We start from the raw sequence: 16,838 nt of genomic DNA, 5'->3' as shown, positions 1-16,838 counted from the left end.
CCCGGCGCCTAGGAATCGGGCAGATTTTCGGGGTGCAGCATTTCGGCGTAGCGCAGCGGCTCGGGGATGCCGAACCCGTCGACGAGCGTTTCGGCATGCGGGCGCAGCGCGCGGCAGCGATCGTTGATACCCCGGGTGACCGCCTTGGCTCGCCCGGTGGACAGATACCCGTGCTCGACATACCAGGCCTTGTCGTCCTCGATCACCGACAACGCGTAGAGGTCGCACACAAGCTCGAGCAGTTCGCGGGCGTCGTCGTCTTCGCACGCGTCGATCCCGGCGACGAAAGCTTCCAGCACCACCCGGTCGATGTGTGCGCTCGCCGCGTGCAGCACGTGATCCTGTACGGCGTTGAACGCGTCGAACTCCGACATGTCTTTCGATTTGTCCCGCAGCCGGCGCGCGACCGAAGACAGCAAGTAGTCCTCGCGCTCCTCGAACATGTTGACCTGGGTGCCGCGGTTGAACAGGCTGCCCTCTTCCTCGCTGTCCTGCCGGGCGTCCACGATTCTTTGCATAATCGCCTCGGCCGCAGTGCGTTTCATCACCCGCTCACCGACGGTGTTGGCGGCGAAGCGCACCCACTCGACCGGGCTCATGCTGCGGATGTCGTCGGCGTAGGCCGTCAGCAGTTCCTTGGCCACCAGTTGGGTAAGCACATGGTTGTCGCCTTCGAACGTGGTGAACACGTCCGTGTCGCCGCGTAGCGCGATCAGCCGGTTCTCGGCCATGTAGCCGGCGCCGCCGCAGGCCTCGCGGGCCTCCTGAATGGCCTGCGACGCGTGCCAGGTGTTGGCCGCCTTCAGCCCTGCGGCGCGCGCCTCCAGTTCGCGCTGCTCGTCGGCGTCGGGTTCATCGGCGGTCTGGATGTCGTGGCACTTGCTGACGAGCTCGTTCTGGGCGAATTGCAGGGCGTATGACTTGGCGATCAACGGAAACAGCCGGCGCTGATGCACCAGATAATCCATGATCAGCACCTCGGTGTCCTCGTCGGGTGCGCTGAATTGCCTGCGCTGCAACGCATATCGGGTGGCGATATCCAGCGCGACACGAGCCGCCGCGCCCGCACTCCCGCCCACCGTGATGCGGCCGCGTACCAGTGTGCCCAGCATGGTGAAGAACCGCCGGTTGGGGTTCTCGATGGGGGAGCTGTACGTGCCATCGGGGGCGACGTCGCCGTACTTGTTCAGCAGGTTCTCCCGCGGTACCCGGACGTGGTCGAACACGATGCGGCCGTTGTCGACGCCGGGCAGGCCGCCCTTGTATTCGCAGTCGGACGTCGTGACCCCGGGGAGGTCGTTGCCTTCGGCGTCGCGGATCGGGACCATCACGCAGTGCACGCCGTGGTTGACCGGCTTGCCGTCCTCATTGGTGATCAGCTGCGCGAAAACCGCTGCCATGGTGGCGGTTTGGGCGGCGCCGCCGATGTAGTCCTTACGGGCCGTGGGGCTCGGGGAGTCGATGACGAACTCTTCGGTCTCAGGGTCGTAGGTGGCGGTGGTCTCCAGCGCCTGAACGTCGCTGCCGTGTCCGGTCTCCGTCATCGCGAAGCAGCCGCGCAGCTCGAGGCTGATGATCTGTTTGACGTAGGCGTCGTGGTGGCGCTCGGTGCCCAGGTTTTCCACGGCGCTGCCGAACAGCCCCCACTGCACCCCGGCCTTGACCATCAGCGACAGATCCGACATCGCGAGCATCTCGATCATCGTGATGGCCGCACCGATGTCGCCCGTCCCGCCGTGCTCTTTGCGGAAGTTGTCGGCGGCGACACCGAACGCGGCCATGATCCTCATCTGCTCGGCAACCTTGGTGCGGGCGATCACCGTGTTCGGCGTGTAGTGCGGGCGGAACAGCTCCTCGGTCAGCGTCCCGCGCATGCGGTTCTTCACGTCACGCCAACGTCCGTCCAACGTGTTGCGCAGATGTTCGGCAGTGCTACTCGTCTCCGGCGCCATAGTGCGACGGTAACCCGCTGCTCGGGCCTTCGAAACAAGTCGGGAGACGCGGGGCTGCCTAGCGGTGTGCCGGTGCCCACCGTTTAGATGGCGTCATGGCCCAGCCGGACACCCCGTCACAGCAACCCGACCCGGCGTACGACGTCGGGCACACCCATCCCGACATCAGCGGAGGCTGGTTACGCGCGGCCACCTTTGGCGCGATGGACGGCCTGGTCAGCAACACCGGCCTGATCGCCGGCGTGGCCGCGGGCGAAGGCGCCCATGCCGTCACCGTCGCCGGGGTCGCCGGGTTGCTCGCCGGGGCGTTCTCCATGGCACTCGGCGAGTACACGTCGGTGACGACGGCCAACGAGCAGATCGAATCCGAGGTCCACGTCGAACGCCGCGCCCTGCGCACCCGCCCGGAAGCCGAACGGGCCGAGCTGATCGGCATGCTCGTCGATCTCGGCCTGTCCGAGAAAACCGCACAGCTCGCCACCGACGAGATCCATCGCGACGAGAACCGCGCGGTCAACGTCCACCTGGTGCGGGAGACCGGCATCAATCCGGACGAGAAGCCGTCGGCGTGGGTAGCCGCGAGTTCCTCGTTCGTCATGTTCGCCGTCGGCGCGCTAATTCCCCTGATCCCTTACCTTCTCGGGTACGGGACGCTGGCGACGGGGATGGCGTGCGGCGCGGCAGGGCTGCTCGTCGCCGGCGGACTGACCGCCCGGTTCACCCGCAAGCCGGTGTGGTGGGCGGCGTCTCGGCAGCTACTCTTTGGCGCGGTCGCCGTCGCGGCGACGTACCTGCTCGGTTTGCTCGTGGCCGCGCTCTTATGACGCCGGCGCCCGATCGACCGGGTTGGGCGAGCGCAGCCGGTACAGGATGAACCCGATCCCGAGCACGCCGAAGCCGGTGAGCATGATCATGTCGAACGCCCACCAACCCGAATAGTGTGTCCACATCTGCGCGTTGGCGGCCAGCGCGTCGATCCGGCGCAGATCGGCGGTGGACGCCGAGGCGGCGAAGCCCCATTGGGCCGGGACAAACCATGAGATCTGCTGGAATCCCCACCTGCTCGCCAGCTGCACCAGGCTGCCGTTGAACAGTACGGATGCCAGAAGCAGCGGTAGTAGCAGCGGCACGACCTCCCGCAGCGAATTGGCCAGCGCCGACAGCGCGAGCGCGACGATGGCGGACACGATCGCGGTCACGGCCACGCTCACGTAGAGCTCGATCGTGGCATTCTGCAGCGCGGCGGCGCCGTGCACGGGCGCGCCTTTGCCGACTACGACGATCGAGAACGTGATAGCCGTGAGGATGGCCGCGGCCACGCTGACGAAGATGAGCTTGCCGGCGACGTAGGCCGGCGTGGACAGCCCGACAGCCTGCTCGCGCCGAAAGACGCGGCGCTCACCGACCACCTCGCGGATGCCCAACGCGGCGCCGATGAGCACCGCGGAGACGTTGAGCGCCGCCAGGATCTCGATGGCCTCATGCAGGTGGGGGCTGGCCGGATTCGGCTTGCCCAGGCCCGAATTGCCGGGAATCAGCAGTGTCAGCGCCGCCAAAACGAAGGGCAGTAAGACCAGGAAGACGGAGTAGACCCGGCTCGCGAGTAGGAGGCGAAGCTGGCGGCCGATCACCAACCGGATTTGCCGGCTCGCGCTGAGTTCGGCGGGCGGTGGCCATGGCGCGGCCGCCGCCGGCGGAGGGGCCGCCGGCTGTTGGGCACGGGCCGCGGCGGGATCGGCGCTCACCTGCCCGAGGATCGTCGACCAGTCGGTGCTGCCCGTCAAAGACTGGATCTGCAGCGGTGTGCCGGCGAAGGCCATGCTGCCGGTGGCCGTGAGCACCACGACCTGGTCGCACATGTTGAGCCCCGCCGGCGAGGTCGGCGAATTCATTGCCACCACCACGACACAACCGATGTCGGCCTGGCGGCGCAGCACCGCCATCACGTGACTTTCCTGACCCGCGTCCAGCCCGGCGCCCGGCTCGTCGACGACGAGCAGCGTCGGCCTGGTAGTGAGCTCCACCGCCAGCGCGGTGCACCGGCGCGCTTCGGGCGGCAGCTTGCTGATCCGGGTCGAGCGGTACGGCGTCAGCTCGAGTTCTTCGAGAATCTGATCCACCACGCGGCGGCGGTGTTCGGGCAAGGTGTCCGGCGGCAGCCGTAGTTTGGCCGCGTAGTCGACCGCTCGTCCGACGGTGAGCTGCCGATGAAGGCGGTCGTCGCGCGCGACAATTCCGATGCGGGTGCGCATCGACACGGGCTCGGCGTGCACGTTGTGGTCGTCTACGGTGATTCGGCCGGAGCTGAGTTTCCTTGTGCCCGCGAGCATTCCGAGCAGCGCGGAGTTGCGTGCGGCCGACGGACCGATCACCGCGGTCAATGTGCCCGGTCGCGCGGTGAAAGAGACGTCCGTGAGCAATGCGCGCCCGTCGACGACCAGGCCCAAATGGTGTGCGGCCACGCCGACTGTGCGCGCGCCGGCCTGCATCGGCAGCCGAAACGTGGGGTCCGCCTGCTCGGTGCGAAAGGACGGAGCCGCGGCGCGCAGCTTTCGAGTTCTCATCCGCTCGATCAGGCCGGGGGCCCGTAGTTGTTCTGTCGCGCCGGCGGCAGCGGGTTCGGGCGGTGGCGGATGCTCGGCCGGCACCGGTGGCGGTGGCGCGGCCGGCGGAACTGGGGACGACGCCGCGGGCGGGTGCGCGGGCGCCGCGGCCGGCCCGACGGGCGGCACCGGCGGCGTGAACGGCCGAACCGGCGGCGGCGCCGGCTGAGACGGTCGCTCAACCTCGTGCGATTGGGTGGGTATCCGCATGGGTCCGGTGTCGCGCTGTGTCGGGGCGGGCGGCGGGTGGGCCGGGCCTTGATGCGGGCCCGGCGGCCCGACCGGCGGTGCGATCTGCGGCGCGACCGGCGGCGTGATCTCAAAGACCAGCCGGGGACCGTGCTGCGGGTCACCGAGCGTGATCGCCTGCCCGTCGTGGATGTCGACCGCCGGCACCCGGAACCCGTTGCTGAAGATGCCGCTGCGGCTCTTGTCGATGGCCACCCAGTGCGTGCCGAGGAACCGCAGCAGAACCTCCGGGCGAGGCGCCTGGGGCGGCACCCCCCCGAGTTGCTCCAGCGGAATGTCAGCCCCGGCGCCGTAGCCCACGACCACGTCGCGGCCCGGCGGGAAGGCATAGCGCATCGATCCGACCCATACGGTGAGCGGGGAGGCTGGCACGGCGGAAGCCTCGGGCCGCATCGAACGCCACCTTTCGTCGCCGGTCAGACCGGATTGATCCCGTCTTCAGACCAATCGGGGATTGATCAAGTGTCTACCCGCCGCCGCTCGGCTATCCACCGGGCGTCGATCAAGCCGATCACAGGGTGTGCCGACGCGGCGCGGCCGCCGCATTGTCGAGTAGTCGGCGCAACACGTCGACCGCTTCGGACAGCACCCGGCGATCGGACGGCTCGAGCAGGGCCAGTTGCGGTTCGATCGCGGCCGCGCGGTCGGCCCGCACGGCGTTGAGCGTGCGCATTCCCTCATTCGTGATGCGAATGCGGACCGCCCGGGCATCCCCGGGATCGACGGTTCGAGTGACCAGGCCGGCGTCCTCGAGCCGGCGCACCTGCGTGGTCATCGTGGGCTGCGAGCAGTGGTCGACGGCGGCCAGATCACCGATGCGGGCTTCTCCGTGGACTTCGATGGTGGCCAGCAGCCTGGCCTGCGCGGCGGGCAGCGGCATCTGGATGCGCTGGGTGGCCAGCCGATTGAGGCGCGCGACGACGGCGAGCAGGTCTGCTCCCAGGCCAGACTGGGGATCGGTGTTTGCGGCGTCAACGACATCGGTGTGGTTGGCGGCGGATGCATTCATACCTACATCGTTGCATAGCTTTGCTAAGCGAGCCGAACCGTGGACACCCCGAGATCCGTCTGTGTGCTGCGACGACTTGGCGCCGCGGCCTGGCAGAATCGTTGGGGTGACCGTTCCGAGATCTCCCCGGGTGGGCCGTCGGGGTGGGTCGCTGCGTCCGGTCGAATTGGCGCAAGCCTCGGTCATGGGCGCGCTGTGTGCGGTCATCGCAATCATTTCCGTCGTCATCCCGTTTGCGGCGGGATTGGCCTTGCTGGGCACCGTGCCCACCGGGCTGCTCGCCTACCGCTATCGGCTGCGGGTGTTGCTCGCGGCGACGGTTGCCGCCGGGATGATCGCCTTCCTGATCGCCGGGTTGGGCGGTTTGATGACGGTCATCCACTGTGCCTACATCGGCGGCCTGACCGGAGTCGTCAAGCGCAGGGGCCGGGGCACGCTGACGGTCGTCGTCTCCTCGCTGATCGCGGGGGTCGCCTTCGGCGTGATGTCCGTCGGCGCGCTGACCGTGATGACCCGCCTGCGGCACCTGATTTTCGACGTGATGACCTCGAACGTGCACGGGGTCGCGTCGTTCCTAGGCCGGGTGCATCTGCAGCGGCCCGCCGATGCGCTGATGCGGTATTTCACTTGGGCACTGGGCTACTGGCAGTGGTGGATGGTGGCCTACTACGGCCTGGGAATCATGGTCGTGTCGTTGATCGGCTGGTGGGCGCTGTCCCGTCTGCTGGAGCGGATGCGCGGCCTGCCTGATGTGCACAAATTGGAGGCGTGGGGTCACGGCGACACTGTCCCGGTCGGGCCGGTCCCCGTGCGGCTGGACCGCGTGCGCTTCCGTTACCCCGGCGCCGGCCAAGACGCGCTGCGCGAGATCAGCCTGGACCTGAAGGTCGGGGAACACGTAGCCATCACCGGGGCCAACGGCTCCGGGAAGACCACGTTGATGCTGATCCTGGCCGGCCGCCAACCGACGTCGGGCAGCGTGGAGCGACCCGGCGCGGTGGGTCTGGGTGAGCTGGGCGGTACGGCCCTCGTTCTGCAGCACCCCGAAAGCCAGGTCCTGGGCACGCGGGTGGCCGACGACGTGGTGTGGGGCTTGCCGCCGGGCACCGAAATCGACGTGAACCGGTTGCTCAGCGAGGTCGGCCTCGAGGCACTCGCCGAGCGCGACACCGGAAGCCTGTCCGGCGGCGAACTGCAGCGCCTCGCGCTCGCCGCGGCGCTGGCCCGGGAGCCGGCACTGCTCATCGCCGACGAAGTCACCACGATGGTGGACCAACAGGGCCGCGACGCGTTGTTGGGTGTGCTCTCCGGTCTCACCACGCGGCACCGGACCGCGCTGGTGCACATCACGCATTACAACAACGAGGCCGATTCCGCGGACCGCAGGATCGATCTCAGCGATTCGCCGGACAACACCGGCATGGTCGAGACCTCGGCTGCCCCCACACCGGCAATCCCGGTGGATTACCGCCAGCCGCACGCACCGGTCATCGAACTCATTGGCGTCGGCCACGAATACGGCAGCGGCACGCCTTGGGCCAAGACCGCGCTGCGCGACATCAACTTTGTGGTAGAGCAAGGCGATGGCGTGCTGATCCACGGCGGCAACGGCTCCGGTAAGTCGACGCTGGCGTGGATCATGGCCGGCCTGACCATTCCCACATCCGGCGCCTGCCTCATCGACGGCCGGCCCACCCATGAGCAGGTCGGCGCGGTGGCGTTGTCGTTCCAAGCGGCCAGGCTGCAGTTGATGCGCAGCCGCGTAGACCTCGAAGTGGCTTCGGCAGCGGGCTTTTCGCACCTCGACCAAGATCGGGTCGCAACCGCTTTGGGCGTGGTCGGACTGGATCCCACACTGGCCAAGCGGGGCATCGACCAGCTCAGTGGTGGCCAGATGCGCCGCGTCGTGCTGGCCGGACTGTTGGCCTGCTCGCCACGCGCCTTGATCCTCGACGAGCCGCTGGCGGGTTTGGACGCCGCCAGCCAGCGTGGCCTGCTGCGCCTGCTGGAAGACCTGCGTCACGAGCGCGGCCTGACCGTGGTGGTGATTTCGCACGACTTCGCCGGGCTGGAGGAGCTGTGCCCGCGCACCCTGCATCTGCGCGAGGGCACCGTCGAACCGATGCCGACCGCGGCGGGAGGCATCGCGTGACGACGACTTCGACGACGGCAACGGCGGACGGCGCAACGCGTCGCCCCACTCGCCCGGTGGTGCTGCTGATCCCGGTGCCCGGACATTCGGCCATCCACGGCTTGTGGGCAGGGACCAAACTGCTTGTCGTTTTCGGTCTTTCGGTGCTGCTGACGTTCTACCCGGGCTGGGTGACGATCGGGATCGCGGCGGCCCTGGTGGTTGCGGCGCTTCGGATCGCACACATCCCACGCGGCGTGCTGCCGTCGATACCACGGTGGCTGTGGATCGCTCTCGCATTGGGCTTCGTCACGGCCGCCCTCTCCGGCGGTCGCCCCAAGATCTTGATCGCCGGGGTCGAGATCGCACTCGGCGGGGCGCTGAACTTCCTGCGGATCACCGCGCTGTCGATCGTGTTGCTCGGGCTGGGAGCACTGGTGTCCTGGACCACCAATGTCGCCGAAATCGGGCCGGCGTTGGCGACATTGGGCCGACCGCTGAAGATATTCCGAATCCCGGTCGACGAATGGGCGGTGGCATTGGCGCTCGCGCTGCGCGCGTTCCCGATGCTGATCGACGAATTCCAGATCCTCTACGCCGCCCGCCGGCTACGGCCGAAACGAATACCGAAGAGCCGCAAGGCTCGTCGCCGACGCCATGCCCTGGAGCTGATCGACCTGATGGCCGCCGCCATCACCGTGACCCTGCGGCGCGGTGACGAGATGGGCGACGCGATCACCGCGCGCGGTGGCACCGGTCAGCTCTCCGCCCGTCCGGTCCGGCCGAAGCTGGCCGACTGGGTGACGATCGCGATCACCATCGCGGCCAGCGGGGCGGCGGTGGCACTCGAGACGATGATGCATTCGCCCTACTGAGCGTGAAAGTGGCCGAGGCTCAGAGCGTCCGCGCGATCGCGGCCCGCGTCCAAGAAGTCTGGGAGGTCCTCGCCGATTTCGGCTCGATCGCTTCGTGGGCCGACAACGTCGACCACTCCTGCATCCTGTCCTGCGGCCCCGACGGCGGGCGAATTGGCACCACCCGGCGAGTTCAGGTCAAACGGGACACCCTCGTCGAGCGCATCACCGAGTTCGACCCGCCGCACGCACTCGCCTACGACATCGACGGCCTGCCCCGGCGCCTGCGCAGGGTGACCAACCGCTGGACGCTGGCGGCGGCGGGCGATTCGACAGTGGTGACCCTGACCAGCACGGTCGAAATCGGGTCTCGCCCACCGCAAAAGCTGGCCGAACGCGTGCTGTGCCGCTTCCTCGCACGACAGTCCGACGTGATGCTCGCCGGGCTCGCGAACCGATTGGAGAACGCCCGTGTCTGATCGCCCCGACATCGTGATCGTGATGACCGACGAGGAGCGCGCCGTTCCGCCGTATGAGGATCCGGACGTCCTCGCCTGGCGCGACCGAACGCTGACGGGACGCAAGTGGTTCGAAAGTCACGGCGTCAGTTTCGCCCGGCACTACACCGGCTCGCTGGCCTGCGTGCCCAGCCGCCCAACGATTTTCACCGGCCACTTCCCCGACCTACACGGGGTCACCCAGACCGACGGCATCGGGAAGACGGCCGACGATTCGCGCATGCGTTGGCTGCGCCAGGGTGAAGTGCCCACACTGGGAAACTGGTTCCGCGCGGCCGGCTACGACACGCACTACGACGGCAAGTGGCACATCTCGCATGCCGACCTGATCGATTCGTCGACCGGACGTGCGCTGGCCACCAACGACGACGACGGCGTCGTCGATCCGGTGGCGGTGCAACGCTACCTGGACGCAGATCCGTTGGGGCCGTTCGGATTCTCCGGCTGGGTCGGCCCGGAACCGCACGGCGCACTGCTGGCCAATGCCGGCATTCGCCGCGATCCCCTGATCGCCGAGCGGGTGGTCGCATGGCTCACCGACCGCTACGCCCGCCGTCGTGCCGGCGACCCCGCCGCGCAGCGTCCCTTCCTGCTCGTCGCCAGCTTCGTCAATCCCCATGACATTGTGCTGTTCCCGACGTGGTCGCGCAGAGGCCCGGTCAAGCCGTCACCGTTGGATCCGCCTCCGGTGCCCGCGGCGCCGACCGCGGACGAGGACCTGTCGACCAAGCCCGCCGCCCAGATCGCCTTCCGCGAGGCCTATTACTCCGGCTACGGCCCGGCGCCCGCGATCAACTGGACCTACGACCGCAACGCGCAGCGCTACCGCGACCTGTACTACCGCCTGCACGCGGAGGTGGACGCGCCGATCGACCGCGTCAGGCGGGCCGTCACCGAAGGTGGTTCGGACAACGCGGTTTTGGTGCGGACCGCCGATCACGGCGATCTGCTCGGCGCCCACGGTGGGCTGCACCAGAAATGGTTCAACCTCTACGACGAGGCGACGCGCGTTCCGTTCATCATCGCCCGGATCGGCGCGGGCTCGACGTCACCTCGAGTGATCACGGCGCCGACGTCGCACGTCGACCTGGTGCCGACGCTGCTCGCAGCCGCCGGTGTGGATGTCGCGGCGGTGGCCGCGACCCTGGCCGAGACGTTCTCGGAAGTGCACGAGCTGCCGGGCCGTAACCTCATGCCGATCGTCGACGGCGCACCCGCCGACGTCGGCCGAGCCGTCTACCTGATGACCCGCGACAACATGCTCGAGGGCGACAGCGGCGCATCGGGCCTGGCGCGCCGCCTGAAGCGCACCGTCAATCCGCCTGCGCCGCTGCGCATCCGAATCCCCGCGCACACCGCCTCCAATTTCGAGGGACTGGTCCTCCACGTGGACGACACGACGGCGCCCGGGGGCGGCGGTCATCTGTGGAAGCTGGTGCGCACCTTCGACGACCCTGGTACCTGGACCGAACCCGGTGTGCGTCACCTTGCGGCCAATGGGCTTGGGGGAGAGGCGTATCGGACGTCCCCGCTCGATGACCAGTGGGAGCTCTACGACCTGACCGCCGACCCGGTCGAAGCCGTCAACCGGTGGACGGACCCGGGCCTGCACGAGTTGCGTCAGCACCTGCGGGCGCAGCTGAAACACGTCCGCGCCAGTTCCGTCCCCGAACGAAATCAGCCGTGGCCCTATGCCTCTCGTCGACCGCCGAGCCCGGCTCCGTCCAGGCTGAGACGACTCGTCAGGTCCGCATTCGGTCGATGAGGTTCGACAGCACCACAATGCTTTCGCTGCGTTCGATGTCGGCGCTTGACCGGATCCGCTCGAGGGCGGTCTCGAGGTGCCGCATGTCACGCGCCAGCACGTGCAGGATCGCGTCCGACGTGCCGGTCACGGTCGCGGCGCTGACCACCTCCGGCATATCCACCCACGCCGCCCGCAGCTGATCGGGCGCGATCGTGCCGTGACAGAACACTTGCACAAACGCCTCGGTGTTCCAGCCGAGCGCATTGCGGTCGATGACGGTGGTGAAACCCTTGATCACACCGTCGTCCAGCATCCGGTCGACGCGACGCTTCACCGCCGGCGCCGACAGATTCACCTTCTGCCCGATTTCGGCGAACGTGGCCCGCGCGTTCTCGGTGAGCTCGGAGAGGATGCGCTCATCGGTCTCGTTCAGACGTTCCATGCCACTCCTCAGCGCAACAAATCGTCGCAGAAGCAAATCTAGCACAACAAATCATCTATAGACACGCAAGAATCGTCGTTTGCTTGTCACACGAGCGGCAAATACCGTTGATTTATGACGGATTCGTACGTGGTGGCAGCCGCACCTCCCAAGCCCGACCGCACGGCCCGGGTGCGCCGGTACGCGATGACCCGGCCGGACTTTTTCGCCGTCGAGTACGCGATCAATCCCTGGATGGACGTCAACGCACCGGTCGGTGTCCACCTCGCGCACGCTCAGTGGCGGGCGCTCTACCAGACCTACGTCGACCTGGGCCATCGCGTGCATTTGATCGACCCCGTGCCCGGGCTGCCGGACATGGTCTACGCCGCCAACGGCGGCTTCGTCGCCGGCGACGTCGCCATCGTCGCCCGATTCCGATACGCCCAGCGCGCCGCCGAGTCGAAGGCCTACGCCGAATGGATGTCGTCGATGGGCTATCGGCCCGTGACCACACGCCACGTCAACGAGGGCCAGGGCGACCTGCTGATGGTCGGCGACATGCTGCTGGCGGGCTACGGCTTTCGCACCGATCTGCGGGCCCACGACGAAATCTCGGCTCTGCTGGGCGTGCCGGTCGTGTCCCTGGAGCTGGTCGATCCCCGGTTCTATCACCTCGACACCGCGCTCGCCGTCCTCGACGACCACACGATCGCGTTCTACCCGCCGGCGTTCAGCACGGCAGCGCAGGAGCAGCTGCGCGCGCTGTTCCCCGACGCCATCGTGGTGGGCAGCGCCGACGCATTCGTGCTCGGGTTGAACGTCGTATCCGACGGCCTGCACGTCGTGCTTCCCTCCGCCGCAACGGGTTTCGCTGCTCAGCTGCGTGAGGCCGGCTTCGGGCCCGTCGGCGTCGATCTCTCCGAGCTGCTCAAGGGCGGCGGTTCCGTCAAGTGCTGCACATTGGAGGTATTTCCATGACGATCCTCGATGCCCGGCCCACGACACAAACCGACGCGGCGATCGAGCTGGTCGAAAGGCATGCGGCGCACAACTATTCGCCACTACCCGTGGTGGCGGCCAGCGCCGAGGGCGCCTGGATCACCGACGTCGACGGCCGGCGCTACCTGGATTGCCTGGCCGCCTATTCGGCGGTCAACTTCGGCCATCGCAACCCCGAGATCATCGCGACGGCCCACGCCCAACTCGACACCGTCACGCTCGTCAGCCGCGCGTTCCACGCCGAGAACCTCGGACGATTCTGCGCCGCGCTTGCCCAGTTGTGCGGCAAAGACATGGTGCTGCCGATGAACTCGGGCGCCGAGGCGGTCGAGAGCGGTCTGAAAGTCGCCCGCAAATGGGGCGCCGACGTCAAGGGTGTTCCCGCCGGTCACGCCAACATCATCGTGGCCGACAACAATTTCCATGGCCGCACCATCAGCATCGTGAGCTTCTCGTCCGACCCGACGGCTCGCGACGGCTTCGGACCCTTCACACCGGGATTCCGCTCCGTGCCGTTCGGCGACGCCGCGGCGCTGGCACGGGCGATCGACGACAACACCGTCGCGGTGCTGTTGGAGCCGATCCAGGGCGAGGCCGGGGTCATTGTCCCGCCCGACGACTACCTTCCGGCGGTGCGCGCGCTGTGCGACGAGCGCAACGTGCTGATGATCGCCGACGAAATCCAGTCGGGGCTGGCCCGCACGGGCTACACGTTCGCCTGCGACCACTGGGGTGTGGTGCCCGACGTCTACCTGCTCGGTAAGGCGCTGGGCGGAGGCGTGGTGCCGCTATCGGCGATGGTCGCGGACCGCGACATCCTCGGCGTGCTGCACCCCGGCGAGCACGGCTCGACGTTCGGCGGCAACCCGTTGGCCGCCGCGATCGGCACCACCGTGGTGTCCATGCTGGCGACGGGAGAATTTCAGGCGCGCGCCGCCGAATTGGGTGCCCAGCTGCACCGGCGCCTGAAGGCACTGATCGGCGATGGTGTGCGGGCGGTGCGGGGCCTCGGATTGTGGGCCGGGGTCGACATTGAACCGGCCTTGGCCACCGGTAAGGACATCAGCCTGCGGTTGGCCGAGCGCGGGCTGCTGGTCAAAGACACCCACGGCTCGACGCTGCGCTTCGCGCCGCCCCTGGTGATCACCGAGCAGGAAATCGACTGGGCGATCGACCAATTTGCTTTTGCGCTGGCGGAGGCTGCCTCATAATCAGCTGATCCGACCCCAGGAGGCGCAATTGCCGGCCACGTCGATCGGCCTGAGACAGCAGATGCTGCGCCGCCGCCCGGTGACCGGCGCTCCCGTCGCGCACGGGGCCGCGGACCACCTCAAGCGCAGTTTTGGCACGTTCGAGCTGACCATGTTCGGCGTCGGCTCGACGATCGGCACTGGCATTTTCTTCGTGCTTTCGCAGGCCGTGCCTGAAGCCGGGCCGGGAGTGATCGTCTCGTTCGTGATCGCCGGCATCGCGGCCGGACTTGCGGCCATCTGCTATGCCGAATTGGCTTCCGCCGTACCGGTTTCCGGTTCGTCGTACTCGTATGCCTACACCACGCTGGGCGAGGCGGTCGCGATGGGTGTGGCCGCCTGCCTGCTGCTGGAGTATGGGGTGGCCACCGCGGCGGTCTCCGTCGGCTGGAGCGGCTACGTCAACAAGCTGCTGAACAACTGCTTCGGATTCCAGATGCCGCATGGGTTGTCGGCGGCGCCGTGGGATTCGGACCCGGGCTACATCAATCTGCCGGCGATCGTCCTGATCGGCATGTGTGCGCTGTTGCTGGTCCGCGGCGCCAGCGAGTCCGCCCGGGTCAACGCGATCATGGTGCTGATCAAGCTCGGCGTGCTGGCCATGTTCGTGATCATCGCCTTCACCGCCTTCGACGCCAACCACCTCCAGAACTTCGCGCCATTTGGTGTCGCCGGCATCGGCTCGGCGGCGGGCACGATCTTCTTTTCGTTCATCGGCCTCGACACGGTGTCGACGGCGGGTGATGAAGTGCGAAACCCGCAGAAGACCATGCCGCGCGCGCTGATCTCGGCGCTGGCGATCGTCACGACCGTCTACGTGCTCGTCGCGCTGTCCGCGCTAGGCACCCAGCCATGGCAGGATTTCGCCGCGCAGGAGAACGCCGGCCTGGCCACCATCCTTGACAACGTCACCCACGGCATGTGGGCCAGCACGATCCTGTGCGCGGGCGCGGTGATCTCGATCTTCACCGTCACCCTGGTCACCATGTACGGCCAGACCCGCATTCTGTTCGCCATGGGCCGCGACGGACTGCTGCCGTCGCGGTTCGCGACGGTCAATACCCGCACGATGACGCCGGTGAACAACACGGTGATCGTCGCGATCGCTGCGGCCCTGCTCGCGGCGTTCATACCGCTCGACAAACTGGCGGACATGGTGTCCATCGGCACCCTCACAGCGTTCATCGTCGTCTCCGCCGGCGTCATCATCCTGCGGGTGCGCGCGCCCGACCTGCCCCGCCCGTTCAAAGTGCCGGGTTACCCTGTCACGCCCGTACTTTCGGTGCTGGCGTGCGGCTACATCCTCGCCAGCCTGCACTGGTACACCTGGATCGCGTTCACCGGCTGGATCTCGGTGGCGTTGATCTTCTACTTCGTATGGGGCCGTCACCACAGCGCGCTCAATGACGGCGGTGATGGCCTCATCCCGACCGCGGCCGCGTCGGAAGACGAGCCGAGGGAACTGTTGTGACCGTTGTCGTCGGCTACCGGGCCGGCGAGGTCGGCCTGTCGGGGTTGTATCTGGCCGTGCGCGCCGCGCGGACGCTCGAGACGTCGCTGACGGTGGCGACCATCGTCCCCCAGCCGTGGCCGACGCCGTCGTTCGCTCGCGTCGACGCCGAATACGAGCACTGGGCCGACCAGTTGGCCGCGGACTCGGCCGCGGAGGCCCGGGGTTATCTCCACGGCGTGGCCGATGGACTCGAGGTCACCTACTCCCACCGTGCACACCGGTCGGTGTCGGGTGGGTTGATCGAGCTGATCGCGGATGTCGACGCCGAGGTCCTGGTGCTGGGGTCATTACCGAGCGGCGGGCGCGGCCAGGTGGTGATCGGCTCGACAGCCGACTGGCTGCTGCACGTGTCACCGGTGCCGGTCGCGATCAGCCCCCGCGAATATCGTTCGTACACAGGCGGATTGACTCGAATCACCTGTGCCTATGCCGCCACTCCGGACTCGATTGACGTGGTGCACCGGTGCGTCGAATTCGCTCGGCGATTGGGGTTGCCGGTACGGGTGATCACTTTCGCGGTCCGCGGCAAGACGATGTATCCACCCGAAGTGGGGCTGGACGTGGAGGATTCGATCCTGCAGGCGTGGGCGGCGCAGGCGCGAGAGGTTCAGGAAAACCTGAAGACCGACGGCGTCGTCGACGCCGACGTTGCGCTGGACGTGGTGACCGGCCACAGCTGGAACGAGGCGATGGAGAAGGTGGACTGGCAGGACGGCGACGTCCTGGCGTTGGGCACATCGCCGCGCGGCGACATCCGCCGGGTGTTCCTCGGATCGCGCAGCGGAAAAATCATCCGCGAGAGCACCGTGCCGGTGGTGGTGCTGCCTGGCTGAGGCTACCGGCGGGCGTCGGCGTTGGCCGCCTGGTCTGCAGAATTCGGGGTCTGGAGTTCTATGTCGTTGTGCGCGTTACTTTTCGATCCGCACGAGGGCGCGATTCTTCGTATCCACAAAGAAGCGCTCACCCGGCTGAATCGCGGCCGGCTCGATTTGCAGGACATCGACGGTGGCCGGGTCTACTCCGCGTTTCGCGGCCAGACTCAGCACTCGCCTTCCGAGGTCTTGGTCGGGAGTTTCCGCGCCGCCCACCATGGTCACCGAATGATGTACGTGGTGTATCTGCCCGTCGGCGCGACCAAATACCACGAAGCACTTTACGGAATGTACTCGCGCCGTTCCGGTGGTCATGAATTTCATCGCCTACCCCTTTCTCAACCCCAGTAATCCATACGTAGGACGGCCCACGCCTCGGCGTCGGAGCCGGTAGACAGGTCCGCCGTAACGGAACTGATGAAGTCGAAGATGACGGGCGGCTGCGACAGCCAGCCTCCAAGATCGTGATCTTCGTCCGCGCCAGATTCGAGCCGTTTTCGGTAGTGGCTGATCGCTACTCTGGCGGCAGCGCCTCCACTCGTGTCATACCCGTGCAACCAAACCTGCGCGCCGACCCAGGCCGGCGCGATATTCACGTCGATAGTGTGGTTCCACCCGTTACCACCCCAGCCATGCCACCAGTGCCAGTCGATTTCGTATGTCGTCATGATCGGTTCTCCTTCAGGGAAAAGCGTTCGGGACATACGGTAGTCGCTG

The 16,838-nt window shown here is 67.4% G+C and carries 15 protein-coding genes; 9 read left to right on the top strand and 6 right to left on the bottom strand.

Going from position 1 to position 16,838, the window contains the following annotated elements:
- Positions 1-8: 8 nt before the first annotated feature.
- The gene (locus A5745_RS13770; RefSeq protein WP_076116621.1) at positions 9-1,952 is read right to left on the bottom strand and encodes an acyl-CoA dehydrogenase; all 1,944 of its coding nucleotides are present in this window, start codon (positions 1,950-1,952) and stop codon (positions 9-11) included.
- Between the two features lie 95 nt (positions 1,953-2,047).
- Between A5745_RS13770 and A5745_RS13765 the strand changes: the two genes are divergently transcribed.
- Complete coding sequence (locus A5745_RS13765) at positions 2,048-2,776, top strand: VIT1/CCC1 transporter family protein (RefSeq protein WP_076116618.1); 729 nt, start codon at positions 2,048-2,050, stop codon at positions 2,774-2,776.
- On the opposite strand, the gene A5745_RS13760 is transcribed toward A5745_RS13765, so the two are convergent.
- Both A5745_RS13760 and A5745_RS13755 read right to left on the bottom strand, forming a co-directional pair.
- Complete coding sequence (locus A5745_RS13760) at positions 2,771-5,197, bottom strand: ATP-binding cassette domain-containing protein (RefSeq protein ID WP_076116616.1); 2,427 nt, start codon at positions 5,195-5,197, stop codon at positions 2,771-2,773. The two genes, A5745_RS13765 and A5745_RS13760, sit on opposite strands and share 6 nt — an antisense overlap.
- 118 nt (positions 5,198-5,315) lie before the next feature.
- The gene (locus tag A5745_RS13755) at positions 5,316-5,813 is read right to left on the bottom strand and encodes a MarR family winged helix-turn-helix transcriptional regulator (RefSeq protein WP_076064702.1); all 498 of its coding nucleotides are present in this window, start codon (positions 5,811-5,813) and stop codon (positions 5,316-5,318) included.
- Positions 5,814-5,919: 106 nt separating this feature from the next.
- Between A5745_RS13755 and A5745_RS13750 the strand changes: the two genes are divergently transcribed.
- Genes A5745_RS13750 through A5745_RS13735 form a run of 4 tightly spaced genes read left to right on the top strand, consistent with a single transcriptional unit; the run spans position 5,920 to position 11,081 of the window.
- On the top strand, positions 5,920-7,965 hold the full coding sequence (locus A5745_RS13750) for an ABC transporter ATP-binding protein (RefSeq protein ID WP_083662925.1): 2,046 nt from the start codon (positions 5,920-5,922) through the stop codon (positions 7,963-7,965).
- Positions 7,962-8,819 (top strand): energy-coupling factor transporter transmembrane protein EcfT, encoded by an 858-nt coding sequence (locus tag A5745_RS13745; RefSeq protein WP_076064703.1) that lies wholly within the window; start codon positions 7,962-7,964, stop codon positions 8,817-8,819. The genes A5745_RS13750 and A5745_RS13745 overlap by 4 nt, the downstream gene beginning before the upstream one ends.
- A gap of 8 nt (positions 8,820-8,827) precedes the next feature.
- Entirely contained in the window at positions 8,828-9,277 is a 450-nt protein-coding gene (locus A5745_RS13740) for an SRPBCC family protein (RefSeq protein WP_076116661.1), read from the top strand.
- Entirely contained in the window at positions 9,270-11,081 is a 1,812-nt protein-coding gene (locus A5745_RS13735; protein ID WP_076116614.1) for a sulfatase-like hydrolase/transferase, read from the top strand. Before A5745_RS13740 ends, A5745_RS13735 begins: the two co-directional genes overlap by 8 nt.
- Here A5745_RS13735 and A5745_RS13730 read toward each other — a convergent pair.
- The gene (locus A5745_RS13730) at positions 11,059-11,505 is read right to left on the bottom strand and encodes an Lrp/AsnC family transcriptional regulator (protein ID WP_076064705.1); all 447 of its coding nucleotides are present in this window, start codon (positions 11,503-11,505) and stop codon (positions 11,059-11,061) included. The genes A5745_RS13735 and A5745_RS13730 overlap by 23 nt on opposite strands.
- A gap of 114 nt (positions 11,506-11,619) precedes the next feature.
- Between A5745_RS13730 and ddaH the strand changes: the two genes are divergently transcribed.
- From ddaH to A5745_RS13710, 4 genes are read left to right on the top strand one after another with little or no spacing between them, the layout of a single operon-like run.
- Positions 11,620-12,465, top strand: a complete 846-nt coding sequence (ddaH, locus tag A5745_RS13725; protein WP_076116612.1) for a dimethylargininase — start codon at positions 11,620-11,622, stop codon at positions 12,463-12,465.
- A complete protein-coding gene (gene rocD, locus A5745_RS13720; RefSeq protein WP_076064707.1) occupies positions 12,462-13,697 on the top strand; it encodes an ornithine--oxo-acid transaminase in 1,236 nt (411 codons plus the stop codon). Before ddaH ends, rocD begins: the two co-directional genes overlap by 4 nt.
- A gap of 28 nt (positions 13,698-13,725) precedes the next feature.
- Positions 13,726-15,207 (top strand): amino acid permease, encoded by a 1,482-nt coding sequence (locus A5745_RS13715; RefSeq protein ID WP_076064749.1) that lies wholly within the window; start codon positions 13,726-13,728, stop codon positions 15,205-15,207.
- Positions 15,204-16,082: a universal stress protein gene (locus tag A5745_RS13710; protein ID WP_076064708.1), complete on the top strand. Its 879-nt coding sequence runs from the start codon at positions 15,204-15,206 to the stop codon at positions 16,080-16,082. Before A5745_RS13715 ends, A5745_RS13710 begins: the two co-directional genes overlap by 4 nt.
- Before the next feature lie 75 nt (positions 16,083-16,157).
- Here the strand turns inward: A5745_RS13710 and A5745_RS13705 are convergent, their stop codons facing one another.
- Both A5745_RS13705 and A5745_RS13700 read right to left on the bottom strand, forming a co-directional pair.
- Complete coding sequence (locus A5745_RS13705; RefSeq protein WP_139329595.1) at positions 16,158-16,436, bottom strand: hypothetical protein; 279 nt, start codon at positions 16,434-16,436, stop codon at positions 16,158-16,160.
- Positions 16,437-16,459: 23 nt separating this feature from the next.
- Positions 16,460-16,789 carry a hypothetical protein gene (locus A5745_RS13700; RefSeq protein WP_139329594.1) on the bottom strand — a complete coding sequence of 110 codons (330 nt, stop codon included), beginning with the start codon at positions 16,787-16,789 and terminating at the stop codon, positions 16,460-16,462.
- Between the last annotated feature and the right edge of the window lie 49 nt (positions 16,790-16,838).

The organism is Mycobacterium sp. IS-2888, assembly GCF_001954215.1.
In the GTDB taxonomy this organism is placed as follows: domain Bacteria; phylum Actinomycetota; class Actinomycetes; order Mycobacteriales; family Mycobacteriaceae; genus Mycobacterium.
This window is presented reverse-complemented; position numbering and strand designations above follow the sequence as displayed.

Excerpts from the sequence above, each read along its gene's own strand:
- A5745_RS13770 (WP_076116621.1), bottom strand. The coding sequence starts at position 1,952 with ATGGCGCCGGAGACGAGTAGCACTGCCGAACATCTGCGCAACACGTTG.
- A5745_RS13765 (WP_076116618.1), top strand. The coding sequence starts at position 2,048 with ATGGCCCAGCCGGACACCCCGTCACAGCAACCCGACCCGGCGTACGAC.
- A5745_RS13760 (WP_076116616.1), bottom strand. The coding sequence starts at position 5,197 with ATGCGGCCCGAGGCTTCCGCCGTGCCAGCCTCCCCGCTCACCGTATGG.
- A5745_RS13755 (WP_076064702.1), bottom strand. The coding sequence starts at position 5,813 with ATGAATGCATCCGCCGCCAACCACACCGATGTCGTTGACGCCGCAAAC.
- A5745_RS13730 (WP_076064705.1), bottom strand. The coding sequence starts at position 11,505 with ATGGAACGTCTGAACGAGACCGATGAGCGCATCCTCTCCGAGCTCACC.
- ddaH (WP_076116612.1), top strand. The coding sequence starts at position 11,620 with ATGACGGATTCGTACGTGGTGGCAGCCGCACCTCCCAAGCCCGACCGC.
- rocD (WP_076064707.1), top strand. The coding sequence starts at position 12,462 with ATGACGATCCTCGATGCCCGGCCCACGACACAAACCGACGCGGCGATC.
- A5745_RS13705 (WP_139329595.1), bottom strand. The coding sequence starts at position 16,436 with ATGACCACCGGAACGGCGCGAGTACATTCCGTAAAGTGCTTCGTGGTA.
- A5745_RS13700 (WP_139329594.1), bottom strand. The coding sequence starts at position 16,789 with ATGACGACATACGAAATCGACTGGCACTGGTGGCATGGCTGGGGTGGT.